Source organism: Halogeometricum sp. CBA1124 (genome assembly GCF_009741955.1).
GTDB classification, from domain to species: Archaea; Halobacteriota; Halobacteria; order Halobacteriales; family Haloferacaceae; genus Halogeometricum; species Halogeometricum rufum.
This window is the reverse complement of sequence record NZ_WPCD01000046.1, coordinates 1-18,928: the sequence shown is the minus strand read 5'-3', so window position 1 is coordinate 18,928 and position 18,928 is coordinate 1. Positions and strand designations below refer to the sequence as shown.

The following is an 18,928-nucleotide window of genomic DNA, read 5'->3' as shown; positions in this document are numbered from 1 at the left end:
CCTCCTCGGAGACGGCGACGGCGTCGCCGCCGGTGGCGTCGACGGCGGCGAGAATCTGCCCGAGACGGGCGGGGTCGCGTATCTGGATGCCGTCGGCGACCCGGTTCCGCCCGTCGGTCGGGCCGTGCAGTTCCTCGGCGACGGGCGCGTAGCCGGCGGCCTGCGCGCCGAGGAGCGTCGGCATCTCGTCTATCCACCCGGCGTCCCGGAGGGCGCGGAAGCCGCGGTACGCGCCGAGGAACAGGGTGCCGTGCCCGAGTGGCGTGACGACGGCGTCCGGCGCGGACCACCCGCGCTGGTAAGCCACCTCGTAGGCGAACGTGGCCGTCCCGGCGAAGAACGCGGGGTTCCACGCGTGAGAGGCGTACCAGCCGTCGCCGCGTTCGACGGCGTCGACGCAGGCGTCGGTCACGTCCTCGCGAGAGCCCTCGACGCGGACGGGGGTCGCCCCGGCCCGTTCGATGGCCCGGAGTTTCGACACCTTCACCGACGCGGGGACGTATATCTCGGCGTCGATGCCGGCGCGGGCGGCGTAGGTGGCGATTGCGGCGCCCGCGTTGCCGGAGGAGTCCTCGACGACGGTGTCGACGCCGAGTTCCGCGGCGACGGAGAGCGTCGTCGTCGCGCCGCGGTCCTTGAACGACCCCGTGGGGAAGACGTACTCCAGTTTGAACGAGGCGTCCCAGTCGGGGGCGTCCACGAGGGGCGTCGTTCCCTCCCCGAGGGTGACGTGCGGGCCGACGGGGAGGAAGTCGGCGAACGACCAGAGACCCCGCCGGGCGTCGAACGAGCGCGGGTCCGGGGCGTCCCGCGACGGGCGGGCGTCCGCGAGGAAGTCCAGCGGTGCGCCGCAGTCACAGCGCCACTGCCACGCCGTCTCGTACGTCTCCCCGCAGGCCGAACACCGCAGCGAGAGTGCGTCGAGCGCCATCAGAACGTGTCGATGCCCGTCCCGACCGAGCAGACGTACTCGCCCGTGGCGACCTGCGGGAGGCGGCGGGACCGCCAGAAGATGCCGGAGCCGTCGGCGGTGACGCGCGCCTTGAGTCCGCCGAACACGTCGGTCACCTCGAACACCACGTCGCCCGCGGACACCTGCTCGCCGAGGTGCTTCTCGAATCGGACCAGCCCGCCGGCGGGAGCGCCGTACTGGTCGAACCCCTTCGCGCGGGTCTGTCGCTCCGTCTCGACGGAGCCGTCGAGGAATCCGTACCCGCGAAGGACGTTGTGGACGCCGCGAACGCCCTTCCGGATGCTCTCCTCGTCCCACCCGACGCAGCCGCCGAGTTCGGGGTCCACCGTCGGGACGCCCTCGTCGGGGGCGGCGCGGGCGAGTTGGCCGTCCGGTCCCTTCTGGTCCAGCACGTACCCGCAGCCGAACGTCTTGGCGAGGTGGAGACACTCGCTGTGGAGGCGGTGGTGCCGTCCGCACCGGACGCGAACCTCGTCTATCATCTGCGAGGTGGAGCCCTGGTGCAGGTCGAGAATCAGGTCGGCGCGGCGGGCCACGTCGAACGTCGCCGCCGCGATGCGCTCGGAGGAGGTGCCGTTCTCGTCGCCGGGGTACGCCCGGTTCATCTTCGTGTCGTCCACGGGGTTTCGGTGCTGTGCGACCTGGAACGCGTGGTAGTTGACGATGCCGACAAAGAGAATCTGACCGGAGATGTCCGCGGGGTCCAGTTGCGGGAACAGTCGCTGTATCACGCCCACGCCGTTCAGTTCGTCGCCGTCCGAGGCCGCCTGCACGTAGAGCGTCTTCCCGTCCGAGGCACCGTTCACGACGGCGCACGGCAGACCGACGGTGGTCCCATCGCGCGTCTCACCCACCTCGAGACGCCCCGTATCCACCTCGCCCGGGGCCGCACTCGCACTACCGAGGGAAATCATTACCAGACACAGGGATGCATCTCCCTTTATGGGTTCGGTATCTTCCCGGAGAAGCGGCAAAAAACGGTATCCAAGCGGAAACAACAGTTATCCGTTTCGAGACTTAATAACAAGTTAGATAGCTCTGAAATATATGGGCGTCTCCAGACACTATGGCCGCAGATTTGGCTCCGGAGGAGTTTCGTCGCGCTCTCCTCCGGATGAAGCGCGAGGGGTGCTCGATTCTCGTTAGCTCCGACGACGACGTGGGCACCGACAGAGCGAGTCAGCGTACGCTCGGTGCGGTGCCGTCGTACTCGCGAGTGCTGGTGACCGGCGACGAGGACGGTCTGGGCGACCGACTCCCGCGCGGCGTCACCACGGACAGCGACTCCGTCTCGGTCGTGAACTTCCGCGACGTGTTCGCGGAGTCGTCGGACCCGCAGACCCGCGCCGACGGCCTGCGCGATACGGTCTGCGACGCCGTCGAGACGTTCGACACGGGCGGTATCGGGCCGGGCGAACTCCGCGTCAGCGTCGACTCGGTGACCGAAGTCGCCGGTGAGGTGGGCGGCGACCGAACGCTGGACGTGACCGACGCCATCACCGACTCGGTCAGTGGCGTCTGCGGGATGGCGTACTACCACGTCGACGCCGACGACGAGGAGACGCGGGCGTCGCACGCGTCGTCCTGCGACGCGGAGGTGGAGGTGCGGACCGACGGCGGGACCGTCTACCAACGGTGGCACCTCCCCGAACGGGGGTCGACCGGCTGGGTCCACCTGTAGCGCGTCGCGTGTCGCGGCACGTCAGCCACCGGGAACTGGCCTACACAGCTCTCCTGACCGCTATATAGCGTCTCGCGACCGGGAGACATTTCGTCCGGCGGGCGACACAGACGCGTATGGCACACGGTGAGGCGGACGACCCGGACGCGCTCTCGACGTTCCGACAGTTCTTCGCCCTCGACGGCGACGTACTGGTCCTCTCGCTGTCGATGTTCGCGTTCAGCCTCGGCTTTCAGATGACGGGACGGTACATGCCCCGGTACGTGAGCGTCCTCGGGGCGGGCAGCGTCGCCATCGGCCTGTACGGCAGTTTCGGTAACCTCATCAGCGCCGTCTACCCCTACCCCGGCGGCGCGTTCTCCGACCGGGTCGCTCCCGAGTCGCCCTCACCGCGTTCGGCCTCGCCTCCACCGTCGGCTTCCTGATATGGCTGTTCGCCGGCGCGTTCGGCGTCCTCGCCCTCCCCGGGTTCGCCGTCGGGCCGTTCGTCGTCGACCCCCTCTCGCTCCCCGTCGGTATCTTCCTCGGCCTCCTGTTCGCGCAGGCGTGGAAGTCGTTCGGCCTCGGCGCGACGTTCGCCATCGTGAAGCAGAGCGTGCCGCCGGGTCGACTGGCGACGGGATTCGCCAGCACGGAGACGTTCCGGCGGACGGCGTTCTTCCTCGGTCCGTTGTTCGCCGCGGCCGTCCTCGCCGTGTTCGCCTTCGAGACGGGCTTCAGAGTCGTCCTCGCCGTGGCCGCCGTCTTCGCTGCCGTGGCGACGGTGGCTCAGCACGTCCTCTACGACGCCTCCGAGGACAGTCTCGGCAAGTCGTTCGAGGGCGTCGCCACCGTCGTCTCGGACCTCCGCGAGATGCCCGCTGCCCTCCGCCCGTTGCTCGTCGGTGACACCCTCGTCCGCTTCGCCAACGGGATGGTGTACGTCTTCTTCGTCATCGTCGTCGTGGAGTTCCTCGGCGTCGGCGCGCGCTCCCGTTCGTCGGGTCGCTGTCGCCGGACGCGTTCTTCGGCGTCCTGTTGGCCGTCGAGATGGCCGTCGCCCTCGTCACGATGGTGCCGGTGGCGAAACTCGCCCGTCGCGTCGGCCTGAAACCCGTCGTCGGCCTCGGCTTCGCCGTCTACGCCGCGTTCCCCGTCCTCCTGATAAACGCGCCGGACAGCGCCCTCGTCCTCACCCTCCTGTTCGCGTTCTCGGGGCTCCGGTTCGCGGGACTGCCGGCGCACAAGGCGCTCATCGTCGGCCCCGCCGAGGAGAACGCCGGGGGGCGCGTCGTCGGGTCGTACTACCTCCTCCGCAACGCCGTCACCATCCCCTCGGCGGCCGTCGGCGGGTGGCTGTACGCGAACGACCCGGAGACGGCGTTCCTCGTCGCCACCGCCGTCGGTCTGGTCGGGACGGGCTACTTCCTCGTCTTCGGGCGCGAGTTCGAGGCGTACGACTGAGGGCGGTTCCGGAGCGTCGATTCCGACGAGGCTATGCGCTCTCGGCCGCTACGGGCGAGCGTGAGCGACGAGGTTCCGGGGCGGCCGCCGCAACGCGGACTCGCCCACGCGTTACACGTCTCGCGGAACGCCAAAGTCGGCGCACTCGCGGGTGTCGGACTCGCCGTCGGTGCCTACGCGTTCCGCGTCCTCGAACTGTTCGGCCCGTTCGCCGGGACGCGCGAGTACCCCGTCCTCGGCCCCGAGGGCTGGTTCGCCGTCCTCGCGTTCGTCCTCGCGTCCGCGACGGCGCTTCTGGTGACGGCGGTCCTGACGCTCGTCTCCGCGTACAGACTGCTGAAAGAGGTGTGAGCCGCCTACGCCGAGGCGGTGTCGGCGTCCGCGTCGCCGACGGAGATGGAGACGGTGCCGTCCTTGTGGATACGAACGTCACATCCCTCGTACTCGAAGGTGATGCTCACGTGCCCGTTCGTCGCCAGCGTCGAGAGCGCGTCCAGGTCTACCTCCCACGCCAACGGCGGGAGGTCCATCGGGTCTCGGTCGAGCGTTCGCGCGATTCGTCGGACGAGACGAACGTCGAGGCGACCGCCCGCGACGATACCGTCTGACGACCCGGACGCGGGGGTCGTCACGGGTGTCCCACCCACCGACCCGTCGTGTCGGACGACGGACTCTGACTGCTACCGTTCCAAAACGTCACTCCACTCATCGTGCTACTCACAACCACGGGTGAACGGATGAGCGTCCGCATTGATTTGTCCGGGCGTTTAAGTCACCGAGAGGGGGACTCACCCACGGCGTCCCGGGCGAGGAGTGCGAGGGCGCGGCGGAGTCGTTCGGAGACGGCCTGTTTCGAGACGCCGAGTTCCGCGGCGAGGTCCGACAGCGTCGCCGACCGCGGCACTTCGAAGTACCCCCGCCGAATCGCCAGCGCCAGCGTCTCTCGCTGGAGGTCGGTCAGGTCCGTCGCCGCGTCCTCGGTCCGCGACTCCTCGCGCAGGCGGTGGAGTTCCAGCGGGAACCCAGACGTCTCGGCCGTCTCGCGGAAGGCGGCCACGTGGGCGAACTCGGGGAAGCGGACGCAGAACGTCCAGTCCCTGACGGCGACGGCCTCCAGAACCACGGGGTCGCCGAACAGTCGCCGAATCGAGCGCCGAGCGTCCGGCGTCCACGCGAGGCGGTAGCGCGTCCACGACGAGGTCACGTCTCGCTCGGTGAGCGACGCCACCGCCGAGTCCGCGCGTGCCGAGGCGGCGAACGCCTCCCTGTCGCCGCGGACTCTGACGAACGGGAGCGGGTCCGGCGACGCGGGGACGAACCGTTCGAACTCCACGCGACCCGTCCAGTCGCTGGGGACGCCTTCGAGGAGGAGTTCACTCCGAGGGAGCGAGAAGTCGGCGACGAGACTCACGTGGGAGGTATTGCAGATACCGGAGATAACTCTTGTCGAACCGGTCGGACACCTGAACAGTCGAGGCGGAGCGCCGTCCGGTCACTCCTCGAACGCCTGCGGGTCGTCGAGGAGTTCGCCGAGGCGTTCGGCCCCCGCGCGGGTGCCTTCGCGATGAGGACGTCGCCGGGGTGCAGTGCGGTCGTCGGACCGGGTTGGACCACCCACTCGCTCCCGTCCGCGCGGCGGACGGCGATGACGCGCATCCCCGTCTCGGTCTTCACCATGCGGTCGCCGAGCGTCTCGTTCGCCAGCCAACTCTCACCGCCGACGTGGAGGCGGACGATAATCTCGTCGGACTCCTCGACGGCGGCAGCGACGACGGGGTGGGCGTCGATACCGCGGAGGACGCCCTCGGAGATTTCGAGGGCGGCGTCGGAGATGACCTCCGTCGCCGAGGCGATGTGGACGAGGCCGCGGAGTTGGACCGGGTCGTCGACGCGTTGGGCCGCCTGCAGCACCCACGCCTCGAAGCGCGACTTCAGGGCGTCCACCTCGGCTTCCAGTTCCTCGACTTCCTCGGCCACGTCCTCGGAGTCGAACAGCACCGACCCGTAGGCGAGGTCCACGGCGAGTTCGCTCATGTCCTTCATCAGGATGATGGAGTCCACGGCGCGTTCGAGGTCCTCGATGGGCGGGTCGTGCGTCTCGGGCAGTTCGTACGGGGCGGTCGTCGCCGTCTCGAACACCGTCGCGACGCCCGTCTGCGGGCCGCGGAGGAGGAGGACGTCGTCGGCCTGTATCGTCGTCTCGCGGTTCGGGTTGAGTATCCACCGGCGCTTGCCGGTCACCGACTGCCGGCGGATGGCGATGGCGCGCACACCCGTCTCCGTCTCCATGTTCACGTCGGCCAGCGACCGGCCGCAGTAGTCGGAGTCGGCGACGACGGTGGCGCGGACGAGCATCTCCGCCGCCTCAGGGAGGGCCGAGCGAATCGCGTCCGGGAGGCCGATGTCCTCCAGCACCACCTTGGCGATGTCGCCCGCGGCGTGGCTATCTTCTCCGCCGCGCCGACGACGCCGAGGACGGAGGCGAGTTGTTCGGCGTCCTCGGGCGTGCGGGCGGCCATGAGCAGACTCATCCGTCCCTGCAGTTTCAGCACGTCCATCCGCTCCTCCAGTTCCAGCACCTCGCGGGCGATGTCGTCGCTCCCGTTGAGGACCGCGGAGAACGAGAGGTCGATGAGGAGTTCCGCCGTGTCTTTCATCTCGGCGAGCACCTCCTTGACGCTCACCGGTTCGTACTCCACGTCCTCGGGGTTCATACGCCGAGGTTCACGTCGTTCGGTGAAAAGGTTTGTTAGCGACAACGTCCGTCGGACGTTCTACGCGAAGCGGCTATATCGCCGTGTCGGCGGGACGGACCGTGTCGCGGCGGTACGTGGGGAGAGCCCCCGCCGCGTCCCGCCGCGTCCCGCCGCGTCCCGCCGCGCCGTTCCCGATACCTCGACGCCCGAGAGCGCGGCTGTCGAAACCATTTTTCGGCAATAGTCGATTTCGTTTTGGTGTGAACGATAACGCTTTTTTGATACCGATGGGAACCTGATTGGTATGTCAGACGACCTGAAGCGGGGTCTGGAAGGCGTTCTCGTTGCCGAGTCCGAACTGAGCTTCATCGACGGGGACGCCGGCGAACTCGTGTATCGCGGGTACGCCATCGAAGACCTCGCCCGAGACGCTTCGTACGAAGAAGTCGTCTACCTCCTCTGGCACGGGGAGCTACCGACGCGCGAACAGTTGGACGAGTTCTCGTCCACGATGGCGGAGGAGCGCGAACTCGACGACGGCGTGCTCGACGAGATTCGGGCGCTCGCCGAGGCCGACGAGGTGCCGATGGCGGCGTTGCGGACCGTCGTCTCGTCGCTGTCGGCGTACGACGACGACGCGGACCACGAGGACGTGACGGACCTCGACGCGAACGTCCGCAAGGGGCGGCGCATCACGGCGAAGATTCCGACGGCGCTGGCGGCGTTCAATCGCCTGCGGAACGGCGAGGACGTGGTGAGTCCGCGCCAGGACCTCGGCCACGCGGAGAACTTTCTCTACATGCTCAACGGCGAGGAACCGGACGACGTGCTGGCGGAGACGTTCGACATGGCGCTCGTCCTGCACGCCGACCACGGCCTGAACGCCTCGACGTTCTCGGCCAAGGTGACCGCCTCGACGCTCTCGGACCTGCACAGCGCGGTCACGTCGGCCGTCGGCACCCTCGCGGGGTCGCTGCACGGCGGCGCGAACGCGAACGTGATGAAGATGCTCAAGGAGATAGACGAGAGCGACAAAGACCCGAAGAAGTGGGTCACGGACGCCTCGAAGAGGGCCGCCGCGTCCCCGGGTTCGGCCACCGCGTCTACAACGTCAAGGACCCGCGCGCGAAGATTCTCGGCGAGAAGTCCGAGGCACTCGGCGAGGCCGCCGGCGACATGAAGTGGTACGACTACTCGGTCGCCATCGAGGAGTACATCGGCGAGGAGAAGGGCCTCGCGCCGAACGTGGACTTCTACTCCGCCTCGACGTACTACCAGATGGGAATTCCCGTGGACATCTACACGCCCATCTTCGCCATGTCCCGCGTCGGCGGGTGGATAGCGCACGTCATCGAACAGTACGAGGACAACCGCCTCATCCGACCGCGCGCGCGCTACGTCGGCGAGGAGGACCTGACGCTCACGCCGATAGACGAGCGGTAGACGGCGGTCGAACGACACACACGGCTGGACACTCTCTCTCCTTTCGCGGCCGACGGCGAGTGGCGACGCCGTCCGGCGGCCGTCGACGGCGTCAGTCGTCGCCCTCGATACTTCCTCGCTCTCGGAGGAGTCCCGCCGCCGTCCCCGCCCAGTCGGCGTACCGGAACGCGACGAAGACGAAGAGACCCATCCACGCGTAGGCGGCGAAGACGCGACGTAGACGCCGACGAGGCCCGTACCGAGGACCTCGACGGCGACGTACGAGAGGCCGACGAAGAAGCCGAACATCCCCGTGAGGCGGGCGACGAAGGGGATGCGTGTCGCCCCCGCGCCCTGCAACGCGCCGGAGAGCGCGACGAACAGGGCGAGAAGCGGCGCGGAGAGGCCGTAGACGACCGCGAACTCGGCGGCGTAGGTGAGCGCCTCGCCCGACCCGCCGAAGCCGAGAACGGCCACCACCGGGTCGGCGAAGACGACGAGGAGGAGACCGACGACGCCGACGGTGCCGAGAGCGAGGACGGCCGTCGCCCACCCCTCGTACCGGGCCGTCGCCGGGTCGCCCCGGCCGAGTGCCTGTCCGACGAGGATGCTCGCGGCGGTGTTGTAACCGCGGACGAGCGGTCCCGTCACCTGCTGGTAGACGCGGCGTCCGATCTGGAAGCCGGCGTTCGCCACGTCCCCGAACGAGAGGAGGAGGGCGTTGAACGGGAACTCCGCGAGTTCGGCGGCGAACCCCTCGGCGACGCGGGGGAGGCTGACGCGGACGAGTTGCGCGCCGATGGTCGCGTCCGTCGGCCGCGCGAACGTCACCGGCGACTCGGGGCGGTAGACGGCGGCGACGAGGAGGGTCGCCGAGAGAGCGTTCGCCGCCGAGGTGGCGAGGCCGACGCCGAACACCTCGAGTCGGGGCAGGCCGAGGAGTCCGAACCCGAGTCCGACCGAGAGGGAGACGTTGACGACGTTGGCGACGACGTTCACGTACATCGGCGTCAGCGTGTCGCCGAGGCCCTGTAACGACCGGGCGGCGACGAGGGCGACGAGTCTGGCGGGCGCGGTGGCGAAGACGACGGCGAGGTAGGTGCCGCCGAGGCGGACGGCGTCGTCGCTGGCGGGGAACAGACCCACGGCCGTCTCGCCGAACAGGACGCCGACGAGGACGAACGGGACGCCGACGAGGAAGGCGACGAGGAGAGCCTGCGTCACCGCCTCGTCGCGGTTGGCGTCGGCACCGCTGCCGGTGTCCTGACTGGAGAGGGCGATGGCGGCCCCGCCGAGTCCGAGGCCGATGCGGAGGGGGAAACGAGCGAACAGGTCCGCGAGGCCGATGGCGACGACGGCGCGGGCGAGAGCGCGGCCGTCACGACGATGTCCACGGTGCGCATGAGCGTCCGCGTCGTCTGTTCGGCCATCACGGGCCACGCGAGTGCGAACACTCGCGTCCAGACGTCGCGGAGTCGCCCGCCGTTCATACAGTCACCAGCGACGTGTGACGCTTGACGATACCGGAAACGGAACGTCGCTCCGGCGTGAATCGGCACCCATGCCCTCGTTCTTCGTCTACGGGACGCTGACGGACGCCGACCGAGCGGACGAACTGCTCGACGACTGGTCGTTCGGGCCGGACGCCCGCGTCGACGGACTCCACCGCGTCGAGGGGCGGTATCCGACGCTCGTACCCAGCGGGTCGGTGTCGGGCCGTCTCCTCCGCACCGACGAGGTGACGACGTTGGACCGGTACGAGGGCGTCGCCTCCGGCCTGTACGTCCGAGTCGAACTCCCCCGGACCGACGGCGGCCGGGCGTTCGTCTACGTCGGCGACGCGGCCCGCCTCGGCGTTCGCTCCGGCGGCAAAGACGAGAGCGCCGACGCCGGGTGGCCGGGCGACGGTGACCTTCGAACCCGAGTCGAACGCTATCGCTCCGCGAACTCGGTCGTCGTCGAACCGACGGACGCCGGGCACGACGAGTGACAGACGGGCGTCTGACGGCGCGTTCGGGTCGCCGCTGTCTTGCGATTTCACTTCCACTCCGCCTGCAGGACGTTTATATACCAGCCGAACAGTAGGGTAACTGCACGTCACACGCGTGCATTCCCCCCTTTACACGTTCTGAGACGCAGGAACGAACGACCAGCCGTCGGTATCGTCGCCTCGTCTCGAACGCTCCGTCGACGCCGCCACGGCGACCGCGCGGGCAGACCGCCGCGCTCGCATAAATTGTAACGAACGAAACTGTAATCCGAACGCTTACACGTCGCGCCACGGAACCGCGGCGTATGATTTCGCTCGCCGACATCGAGGCGGCCCGGGACCGAATCGAGGGGGTCGCGAAGCACACACCGTTGGACTACTCGCACACGTTCTCCGACATGACCGGCGCCGCGGTCTATCTGAAACTGGAGAACAACCAGCGCACCGGGTCGTTCAAGATTCGCGGCGCGCTGAACCGCATCACGACGCTGTCGGAGGCGGAGAAGGACGCGGGCGTCGTCACCGCGAGTGCCGGCAACCACGCGCAGGGCGTCGCCCTCGCGGCGACGCGTGCGGGCGCGATTCGAAGGTCGTGATGCCCGAACACGCGCCCATCTCGAAGGTGAAGGCGACGCGGCGGTACGGCGCGGAGACGGTGCTCCACGGCGCGGACTACGACGAGGCGCAGGCGAAGGCGCACGAGATAGAGGAACGGGAGAACCGCACCTACGTCCACGCGTTCGACGACGACGACGTGATGGCCGGTCAGGGGACCATCGGGCTGGAGATAGCCGAGGACTGCCCCGACGTGGAGACGGTCGTCGTCCCCATCGGGGGCGGCGGCCTCATCTCCGGCGTCGCCACGGCCATCAAGGAGCGACTCGGCGACGTGCGCGTCGTCGGCGTGCAGGCGGAGGGGGCGTCGAGCGTCGCCCAGTCGCTGGAGAAGGGGTCGGTGCAGGAACTCGACAGCGTGAACACCGTCGCCGACGGCATCGCCACCCGTCGCGTCGGCGACAAGCCCTTCGAGGTCATCCAGCGGTACGTCGACGAGGTGGTGACCGTCTCCGACGAGGAGATAGCCGTCTCCCTCACGTACCTGCTGGAACGCTCGAAGACGCTGGTCGAGGGGGCGGGCGCCGTCCCCATCGCCGCCCTCCTGTTCGAGAAGTTCGACTTCGCGCCGGACGAGGTCGTCGTCCCCGCCCTCTGCGGCGGCAACATCGACATGAACCAGCTCACCACCGTCGTGATGCGGGGCCTCGTGGAGACGGGGCGCTACCTGAAGGTGCGGACGGTCCTGCGGGACCGCCCCGGCGCCCTGCACGACCTGCTGGCGATAATCGCCGACGCGCAGGCGAACATCTACGCCATCCGCCACGACCGCACCTCCCGCGAGATAGGCATGAACGAGACGGACGTCGAACTCGACCTGGAGACGCGCGGCCACGACCACGTCGAGGACCTCCTCGGCGCCCTCCGCGAGAAGGGCTACCGCGTGGAAGTCCTCGTCTGAGCGGTCGCCGACATCCCCGGCCGCACGACGCTCCCGAACCGCGACGCTCCCGAGTCGCCGTCCGTGACCTGTCGGCGGCCGAATCGTTCCCAGCGGCTGAGAAGCAGTCGGTCCGATATATGAGTCTCTCTCTAAGGCTTAGATAGTAGCTGAGCGGGAGTCTCTCCGCTCGCACGCGACCTTCGCCCCATGATAGACCCAGTTCTCGCAAGTCGACTGCAGTTCGCGCTGACGACCATCGTGCACATCATCTTTCCGGTGATGAGCATGGGCCTCGCACCGTTCCTCGTCTACTTCACGTGGAAAGACATCCGCTCCGAGGACCCGGTGTACGAGCAGTTGCGGCGGTTCTGGACGAAGATATTCGCCGTCTCGTTCGTCGTCGGCACCGTGACGGGCATCGTCCTGGAGTTCGAGTTCGGGACGAACTTCGCCGCGTTCTCGGCGTTCACCGGCGAACTGTTCGGCGGACCGCTGGCGACAGAGGGGATGATGGCGTTCATGCTGGAGGCGACGTTCCTCGGCGTGTTCGTCTTCGGCCGCGAGAAGGTGTCCGACGCGCTCTACATGGTGTCCGCCGTCGCCGTCGGCCTCGGGACGTGGCTGTCGGCGGTGTGGATTCTCGTCGCCAACTCCTGGATGCAGACGCCGCGCGGGTTCGAGGTGGTGACGAAGAACGGTCAGCCCATCATCTCGCTGGTGGACCCCATCGCCGCCTACGCCAACCCGCGATTTCCGTGGATGTTCGTCCACATGCAGAACGCCGCCGTCCTCTCCGTCGCCCTGTTCATGGCCGGCGTCGCCGCCTACTACGTCTTCCGACACCACCACTGGGGCTACCCGGTGAAGAACGTCGCCTTCTGGGAGACGACGTTGAAGATAGCCATCGTCGTCCTCGTCGTCACGGCACCGTTACAGGTCATCCACGGCGACGCCTACGGGCGGCACGTCGCGGAGACGCAACCGCAGAAGTTCGCCGCGATGGAGGCCGTCTGGGAGACCGAGAGCTACGTCCCCGAGTACATCATCGCGGTGCCGACGAACCTCGAAGACCTGACGAACCCCCGCGCCAAGGAACTGTTCGGACTCGGCATCCCCGGCGGCGCGTCGTGGCTGGCAAGCGGGGGCGACCCCACGGCCACCATCACCGGGTTGAACGAGTTCGAGACGGAGGCGCCGCCGGTGGCCATCGTCTTCTGGTCCTTCCGCATCATGGTCGGACTCGGCTTCTGGTTCGTCTTGCTGGCGTTCTGGGCCGCCTACCGGTGGTGGCGGGGGCAACTCCGCGAAGACGACCTGTTGCACAAGTCGCTGATGGCGTCGTCGCTGCTCGGCATCCTCGCCGTCGAGGTGGGGTGGATCGTCACCGAGGTCGGTCGACAGCCGTGGGTGGTGGCAGGGGGTGAGTGAGAACGTCCGACGGAGTCTCGCCCGGCCTGACCGGCTTCGAGGCGACGCTGACGCTCGCTGGCTTCGCCCTCGTCTACCTCGGACTGCTGACGCTCTACACGTACGTCGTCGCCCGCATCATCCGGGGCGGGCCGCCGACGGTGACGGGGCACACGCAGGCGACGCTCGACGAGACGGCCGCCGCCGCGGGGGACGACTGATGCCCGCGTTCGCGTCTCCCCTGCCGCTCCAGACGTACGGGCTGGCCGACGGTCCGCTGTTCGGCCTCCCCCTGCCCGAGATATGGTTCGGGCTGGTGTTCTTCATGCTCGGGACGTTCCTGTTCCTCGACGGCTTCGACTTCGGCGTCGGCGCCATCTTCGCCACGCGCGACGACGAGGAGGAGCGAGAGCAGTTGCTGTCGGCCATCGGCCCGTTCTGGGACGGCAACGAGGTGTGGCTGGTCGTCTTCGGCGGCGCGCTGTTCGCCGCGTTCCCGTCCGTGTACGCGGACCTGTTCAGCCGGAACTACCTGCTGATGTTCGCCATCCTCGGCGCACTCATCCTGCGCGGCCTCGCCCCCGAGATGTACGAGCAACGGCACGACGAGGCGTGGCAGCGCTGGTGGGGCGGGCGTTCGTCGCCGGCAGCGTCCTCGCGCCGTTCTTCCTCGGCGTCTTCGCGGCGAACTGGCTGCTCGGCGCGACGACGATTCTCTCCGTCGCCTCCGTCGTCGTCGGCGTCGCCGTCGTCGCCCTCACCGTCGTCAGCGGGGCGGCGTTCCTCGGGCTGAAGACGCGTGGCTCGCTCCGCGGGGAGACGGCCCGGTACGGGACCCCAGCGCTCGCCGCCTACCTCGGCCTCGTCGTCGTCGCCGTCGCCTACCTGCTCGTCACCCGGCCGGGGATGCGGCCCGCGCTTCTCGCGCCCGCGTCGCTCGGACTCGTCGGCCTGAGCGCCCTCCTCGGCGTCGCCTACGTCGCGGCGATGCGGCGCGAGCGATACGTCCTCGCCCTCGCCGCCGCCGCGGGTCTGACGTACGGGCTGGTCACACTCGTGGCCGCGCTGCTCTACCCCCTCGTGGACCCGGTGACGGGGCTGACGCTGTCGGCGGGCATCGTCTCGACGCTCCCGCTGAACCTCATGAGCATCGCCTCTGCGCTCCTGCTCCCCCTGATATTCGTCTACTTCGCCGTCCTCTACTCGACGTTCCGCGGCCCCGTCGAGGCGGGCGAGTCGTACGCCGGCGACTGACGCCGCGGAGCACGGTGCGATGCGGCGACGAGGCGGCCGCTTCTTTCGGTTTTAAGTCCACGGCGGGAGACCCGTCGGGTATGAAACGAACCATCAGCACGGACGAGGCGCCCGCCGCAGTCGGCGCGTACAGTCAGGCGACGACGAACGGGTCCGTCCTGTTCACGGCGGGGCAGATTCCGCTGACCCCCGAGGGCGAACTCCTCGACGACGAGGATATCGCGACGCAGACGGCGCAGTCGCTGGACAACGTGATGGCCATCCTCGAATCGGAGGGGGCCGACGCGAGTGACGTCCTGAAGGTGAACGTCTACCTCGCCGACATCGACGACTTCGAGGAGATGAACGAGACGTACGCGACGTACTTCGACGAGGAACCGCCGGCGCGAAGCGCCGTCGAGGTGGGCAACCTCCCGAAGCGTCGGCGTCGAGATAGAGGCCATCGCCGACGTGGCCGACAAGTAGCGTGCCCTCGCGCGTCAGGTCGGCGGCGTTGTGGGGCGTGGTCGGCGCACTCGCCTTCCTCGTCCTCGTGCAGGGCTACCGACTCGTCGTCGGGTCACTCGGACTCGACGTGGGGGCGGCCCTCGGCGTCGCGGTTGCGGTCGGTGTGGTCGTCGGTGCCGCGTCCTACGCCACCGAGAAGCGCATCGCCGCGAAAGGAAGGACTTAAACACGTCAACCGGGTAGTCCGGATTAGAGCCGGGATGGCCGAGTGGTAAGGCGCACGCCTGGAAAGCGTGTTCCCTTTGGGATCCAGGGTTCAAATCCCTGTCCCGGCGTTTCTCTGTGAACTACCCTCCAGCGAGCCGTCTCGTCGCCGAGCGGACGACGGGGAGTTCGCTGTAACCGACGACGAAGGGATTTGAATCAGGGAACGGTGCGAGCGAAGCGAGCAGAGTGACCGTGGTTCAAATCCCTGTCCCGGCGTTCTACTGACTTCACTTCTCCAGCGAGGCGTCTCGTCGCAGAGCGAGCCACGCCACTTTTTTTTCATCGTCCAAACAGTAGCAAAGAATCGTGTACCACGATATCCTCATCCCGACAGACGGATCCGCTGCGAGCACGACCGCGCTGGAACAGGGCGTGGAGATTGCGTCTGGGACGGGTGCCACGGTACATCTCCTGCACGTCGTCGACGTCGAGACGGAGATGGCCGCATCCGGTGTTGGTGACATCGCGGACGACCTCACGAAAACCCTCGACGAGGAGGCGAGAGAGGCGCTGAATCAGGCCGAGAAGATGGCCGACGAAGCCGGTGTTTCGGCAGAACGGGTCATTCTCGAAGGGTTTCCGGAGGACGCGATACAGGAGTACAGCGACGAGAACGGAATCGACCTGATCGTGATCGGAGAGAGCGAGGATTCGACCCTCTCAGAGCGGCTCTTCGGTAGCACGACGGAGGACGTGGTTCAGTCGGCGACAGTCTCTGTTCTGGTCGCTCGAGCGTGAGCCGGTCACCGCCTCCGTTGCACTCGGTGGATACTGGACCACCACCGGTTGGAGAGAAGGCAGAACAGGTCCGAGTCGATGCCGACGACTCGTTCAGCGGGATTCGAAGGAGACAGCGAGCGGCGTCTCGTTACTCAGATTGTCGCTGACGGGACATCGTTCTTCGACCGCCGAGAGCCAGGTCTGAATCGTCTCGTCCGTCGCGTCCACGTCGGCCGAGATGTCGACGCGGACCTCCTGGTACCCGGCCCGCGACTCGTCGCTCTTGCCCATGAACTTCGCGGGGTCGAGGTCACCGTCGATTTCGATTTCGAGGTCACGCACGTCCAAGTCCATCTCGCGAGCGACCTGGTGGGCCACGACGTTCATGCAGCCGGCGAGTGCGCCGAGGAGGTACTCGACGGGATTCGGTCCCTCGTCGCTCCCCCCGAGCGTCGCCGGTTCGTCGACGACGAACTCGAAGTCACGGGTCGATACGCGGGTCCGGGTCGGGGACTCCGCCGACGCGGAGACGTCGAAGGTGAGTCGTTGTGGAGTTTCTGAACCCATACCTACCACGGGGACTCGCGAGAACGTAACCACAGGTGGAGGTTCTCAGGTAGTGAGAAGGCAGTGAGGAGCGCGCGTCGCCCGTTCGACCGTGAGTGTGCGCTCCGGACTCCGCGGGGCCGCAGCAGACTACCAGCGGCGGGGGGGTGCGACAGAGCCGAGTGAGTTCGAGTCTCTGTCCCGGGAGTCTCCGATTTCGCACCTCCAGCGAGGTGGCTCGCAGCCGAGCGAACCGCGGCGGCGGAGCGGTACCCGCACGACGGGCCTTTTGTTCGCACGGCCCTATCGTGCCGATATGTCCGAACGGAACGTTCTCGGCGAGGAACTCGCTCCCTGTAGCACCGACCCGACGACCGGGTTCGAGCGCGACGGCTGTTGCGGAACCCACCCCGACGACCCGGGGCGACACGAACTCTGTGCGGTGATGACCGAGGAGTTTCTGGCGTTCAGCAAACGGCGGGGGAACGACCTCGTGACGCCGCGCCCGACGTTGCGGTTCCCCGGCCTCGAACCGGGCGACCGCTGGTGTCTCTGCCTGGGGCGGTGGACCGAAGCGCTCGAAGCCACGCGGAGCGAACGCCTGCCGGAGACCACCGTCCCGCCCGTCGTCCTCGAAGCGACGAACGAGGCGGTGCTGGATTCCGTCTCGATGGAGACGCTCGAAGCGCACGCGTACGACGAATAGGGTCCGACTGCACCCGCCTGCCGCCAGCCATCACCGGAGTGGTTCGCCTCCACAGCGCCGCCGAAGCGGTTTATTCACCGTGTGACGTCCTCCCAAAGATTCATGAGTGTGTCGCGTGTACCCACGGTTGACAATGCCAGACACTAAGAACGGCCGGGAGCGGAAAGGTCGGAACAAGCGGAGCCAACTCCAGGAGAGTCTCTACTCGGAGGAGATAGAGGCGCTAGAGGCCGACGAAGAACTCCCGTCGTTCGAGTCTGAACGGACTCGCCGGTCAGAGTTCCTCGCGGACGAACTGCCGGACGACGAGTAGTCGGCCGGCCGGTCGTCACCGTTCCATCTTCGAAGGTTCACCCGCCAGTGACGACGCCGCGTCCACTCCCTCTCGCCCGACCCGGAGTGGCGACGCCGCGTTCGGTGACGTGGTGCCACCCGCCGACCGCGACGCTGAGTATATAAAGGGAGGCGCTACTCGCTTCAGTTCGGTCGCGGAGGCGACGGCGTGCGCGCGGACGAACGGCGGCAGAAACGCGACACGTCGCCGACTTCGGGGGCGGGGTCGTGAATCGTGGTGACACGCCCCACGACGTTCTCGAACGTAGCTTTTATATAGAATCACAAACAATCCTGCGGTGACTATGAGTCAGCGAATGCAGCAGGGTCAGCCCATGATCATCATGGGTGAGGACGCGCAGCGCGTGAAAGACCGCGACGCGCAGGAGTACAACATCAGTGCCGCCCGCGCCGTCGCTGAGGCGGTACGCTCGACACTCGGTCCGAAGGGGATGGACAAGATGCTCGTCGACTCGATGGGCGACGTCACCATCACGAACGACGGTGTCACCATCCTCAAGGAGATGGACATCGACAACCCGACGGCCGAGATGATCGTCGAAGTCGCCGAGACGCAGGAGGACGAGGCCGGCGACGGGACGACGACGGCCGTCGCCATCGCGGGTGAACTCCTGAAGAACGCCGAGGACCTCCTCGAACAGGACATCCACCCGACGGCCATCATCAAGGGCTTCCACCTCGCCAGCCAGAAGGCCCGCGAGGAGATAGACAACATCGCAGAGCAGGTCGACCCCAACGACGAGGACCTCCTGAAGAAGGTCGCCGAGACGTCGATGACGGGCAAGAGCTCCGAACTCAACAAGGAGCTTCTCGCCGAGATCATCGTCGACGCCGTCAAACAGGTCACCGTGCAGGCCGACGACGGCTCCTTCGTGGTCGACCTCGAGAACGTCTCCATCGAGACGCAGACCGGTCGCTCCGCGTCCGAGTCCGAACTGCTCAACGGCGCGGTCATCGACAAGGACCCCGTCCACGACGACATGCCGACGGAGTTCGACGAGGCCGACGTCCTCCTCCTCAACGAACCCATCGAGGTCGAGGAGGCCGACGTCGACACGCAGGTCAACATCGAGTCCCCCGACCAGCTCCAGAAGTTCCTCGACCAGGAGGAGAAGCAGCTGAAGGAGAAGGTCGAGAAGATAGTCGACTCCGGCGCCGACGTCGTCTTCTGCCAGAAGGGCATCGACGACCTCGCCCAGCACTACCTCGCCAAGGAGGGCATCCTGGCGGTCCGTCGGACGAAGAAGTCCGACATCGCGTTCCTCCGGAACGTCGCCGGCGGCAACGTCGTCTCCGACCTCGACAGCGTCACCGAGGCCGACCTCGGCGTCGCCTCCGTCCGCCGCGACAGCGAGGACGAACTGTTCTACGTCGAGGGTCTCGGCGACGAGAAGCACGGCGTGACGATGCTCCTGCGCGGTTCGACCGACCACGTGGTCGACGAACTCGAACGCGGCGTCGAGGACGCCCTCGACGTGGTCGCGACGACCGTCTCCGACGGCCGCGTCCTCGCCGGCGGCGGCG

13 protein-coding genes, 1 tRNA gene and 8 pseudogenes are annotated in these 18,928 nt (G+C 67.7%); 15 read left to right on the top strand and 7 right to left on the bottom strand.

The features are described 5' to 3' along the window. Together GJ632_RS08310 and GJ632_RS08305 are read right to left on the bottom strand one after the other, a co-directional pair. Nucleotides 1–931 (bottom strand): pyridoxal-phosphate dependent enzyme (locus tag GJ632_RS08310; protein WP_191452664.1); only part of this gene is annotated, 931 nt, incomplete at its 3' end. After that, the gene (locus tag GJ632_RS08305) at nt 931–1,887 is read right to left on the bottom strand and encodes a succinylglutamate desuccinylase/aspartoacylase family protein (RefSeq protein ID WP_191452663.1); all 957 of its coding nucleotides are present in this window, start codon (nt 1,885–1,887) and stop codon (nt 931–933) included. The genes GJ632_RS08305 and GJ632_RS08310, both read right to left, overlap by 1 nt. A 152-nt stretch (nt 1,888–2,039) precedes the next feature. Between GJ632_RS08305 and GJ632_RS08300 the strand changes: the two genes are divergently transcribed. The 3 genes and pseudogenes from GJ632_RS08300 to GJ632_RS08290 all read left to right on the top strand — a co-directional run bounded on the left by GJ632_RS08300 (nt 2,040) and on the right by GJ632_RS08290 (nt 4,448). Further along, nucleotides 2,040–2,654 carry a hypothetical protein gene (locus GJ632_RS08300; protein WP_197427948.1) on the top strand — a complete coding sequence of 205 codons (615 nt, stop codon included), beginning with the start codon at nt 2,040–2,042 and terminating at the stop codon, nt 2,652–2,654. A gap of 116 nt (nt 2,655–2,770) precedes the next feature. Then, nucleotides 2,771–4,097 (top strand): annotated as a pseudogene (locus GJ632_RS08295) (MFS transporter). 33 nt (nt 4,098–4,130) lie between these two features. Continuing rightward, complete coding sequence (locus tag GJ632_RS08290; RefSeq protein ID WP_089804598.1) at nt 4,131–4,448, top strand: hypothetical protein; 318 nt, start codon at nt 4,131–4,133, stop codon at nt 4,446–4,448. A 5-nt stretch (nt 4,449–4,453) separates the two neighbouring features. Here GJ632_RS08290 and GJ632_RS23340 read toward each other — a convergent pair whose 3' ends face one another. The 3 genes and pseudogenes from GJ632_RS23340 to GJ632_RS08275 all read right to left on the bottom strand — a co-directional run bounded on the left by GJ632_RS23340 (nt 4,454) and on the right by GJ632_RS08275 (nt 6,811). After that, nucleotides 4,454–4,744 (bottom strand): HalOD1 output domain-containing protein, encoded by a 291-nt coding sequence (locus GJ632_RS23340; protein ID WP_191452661.1) that lies wholly within the window; start codon nt 4,742–4,744, stop codon nt 4,454–4,456. A 125-nt stretch (nt 4,745–4,869) separates the two neighbouring features. Then, nucleotides 4,870–5,508 (bottom strand): helix-turn-helix domain-containing protein, encoded by a 639-nt coding sequence (locus GJ632_RS25275; RefSeq protein ID WP_197427947.1) that lies wholly within the window; start codon nt 5,506–5,508, stop codon nt 4,870–4,872. A gap of 81 nt (nt 5,509–5,589) precedes the next feature. Further along, nucleotides 5,590–6,811, bottom strand: a pseudogene (locus tag GJ632_RS08275) (potassium channel family protein). A gap of 286 nt (nt 6,812–7,097) precedes the next feature. Here GJ632_RS08275 and citZ point away from each other — a divergent pair. Continuing rightward, nucleotides 7,098–8,236 (top strand): annotated as a pseudogene (citZ, locus tag GJ632_RS08270) (citrate synthase). A 91-nt stretch (nt 8,237–8,327) separates the two neighbouring features. Here citZ and GJ632_RS08265 read toward each other — a convergent pair. Further along, nucleotides 8,328–9,705 (bottom strand): annotated as a pseudogene (locus GJ632_RS08265) (MATE family efflux transporter). 71 nt (nt 9,706–9,776) lie between these two features. On the opposite strand from GJ632_RS08265, the gene GJ632_RS08260 reads away from it, so the two are divergent. The 8 genes and pseudogenes from GJ632_RS08260 (at nt 9,777) to GJ632_RS08225 (ending at nt 15,816) form a co-directional block, all read left to right on the top strand. Next, nucleotides 9,777–10,205, top strand: coding sequence for a gamma-glutamylcyclotransferase (locus GJ632_RS08260; RefSeq protein WP_191452659.1), 429 nt, complete (start codon nt 9,777–9,779; stop codon nt 10,203–10,205). A gap of 305 nt (nt 10,206–10,510) precedes the next feature. Beyond that, nucleotides 10,511–11,721: pseudogene (ilvA, locus tag GJ632_RS08255) on the top strand (threonine ammonia-lyase). Between the two features lie 189 nt (nt 11,722–11,910). Next, nucleotides 11,911–13,331 (top strand): annotated as a pseudogene (locus GJ632_RS08250) (cytochrome ubiquinol oxidase subunit I). Further along, nucleotides 13,331–14,364 (top strand): annotated as a pseudogene (gene cydB / locus GJ632_RS08245) (cytochrome d ubiquinol oxidase subunit II). Before GJ632_RS08250 ends, cydB begins: the two co-directional pseudogenes overlap by 1 nt. A gap of 80 nt (nt 14,365–14,444) precedes the next feature. After that, nucleotides 14,445–14,829, top strand: a pseudogene (locus GJ632_RS08240) (Rid family detoxifying hydrolase). A gap of 1 nt (nt 14,830) precedes the next feature. Next, nucleotides 14,831–15,037 (top strand): hypothetical protein, encoded by a 207-nt coding sequence (locus GJ632_RS08235; protein ID WP_089804575.1) that lies wholly within the window; start codon nt 14,831–14,833, stop codon nt 15,035–15,037. A gap of 28 nt (nt 15,038–15,065) precedes the next feature. Continuing rightward, nucleotides 15,066–15,146 (top strand) — tRNA-Ser (locus GJ632_RS08230). A gap of 238 nt (nt 15,147–15,384) precedes the next feature. Then, nucleotides 15,385–15,816: a universal stress protein gene (locus GJ632_RS08225; RefSeq protein WP_197427946.1), complete on the top strand. Its 432-nt coding sequence runs from the start codon at nt 15,385–15,387 to the stop codon at nt 15,814–15,816. Between the two features lie 93 nt (nt 15,817–15,909). Here GJ632_RS08225 and GJ632_RS08220 read toward each other — a convergent pair whose 3' ends face one another. Further along, nucleotides 15,910–16,365, bottom strand: coding sequence for an OsmC family protein (locus GJ632_RS08220; protein WP_191452658.1), 456 nt, complete (start codon nt 16,363–16,365; stop codon nt 15,910–15,912). Between the two features lie 295 nt (nt 16,366–16,660). Between GJ632_RS08220 and GJ632_RS08215 the strand changes: the two genes are divergently transcribed. The 3 genes from GJ632_RS08215 to thsB form a co-directional block, all read left to right on the top strand. Beyond that, a complete protein-coding gene (locus tag GJ632_RS08215; RefSeq protein ID WP_089804568.1) occupies nt 16,661–17,050 on the top strand; it encodes a DUF2237 family protein in 390 nt (129 codons plus the stop codon). Between the two features lie 133 nt (nt 17,051–17,183). Then, nucleotides 17,184–17,363, top strand: coding sequence for a hypothetical protein (locus GJ632_RS08210; RefSeq protein ID WP_089804565.1), 180 nt, complete (start codon nt 17,184–17,186; stop codon nt 17,361–17,363). A 355-nt stretch (nt 17,364–17,718) separates the two neighbouring features. Continuing rightward, a partial coding sequence (gene thsB, locus GJ632_RS08205; protein WP_191452665.1) for a thermosome subunit beta occupies nt 17,719–18,928 on the top strand: 1,210 nt, incomplete at its 3' end.

Coding starts and splice junctions, on each gene's coding strand:
- GJ632_RS08305 (WP_191452663.1), bottom strand. CDS start 1,887: ATGATTTCCCTCGGTAGTGCGAGTGCGGCCCCGGGCGAGGTGGATACG.
- GJ632_RS08300 (WP_197427948.1), top strand. CDS start 2,040: ATGGCCGCAGATTTGGCTCCGGAGGAGTTTCGTCGCGCTCTCCTCCGG.
- GJ632_RS08290 (WP_089804598.1), top strand. CDS start 4,131: ATGCGCTCTCGGCCGCTACGGGCGAGCGTGAGCGACGAGGTTCCGGGG.
- GJ632_RS08260 (WP_191452659.1), top strand. CDS start 9,777: ATGCCCTCGTTCTTCGTCTACGGGACGCTGACGGACGCCGACCGAGCG.
- GJ632_RS08220 (WP_191452658.1), bottom strand. CDS start 16,365: ATGGGTTCAGAAACTCCACAACGACTCACCTTCGACGTCTCCGCGTCG.
- GJ632_RS08215 (WP_089804568.1), top strand. CDS start 16,661: ATGTCCGAACGGAACGTTCTCGGCGAGGAACTCGCTCCCTGTAGCACC.
- GJ632_RS08210 (WP_089804565.1), top strand. CDS start 17,184: ATGCCAGACACTAAGAACGGCCGGGAGCGGAAAGGTCGGAACAAGCGG.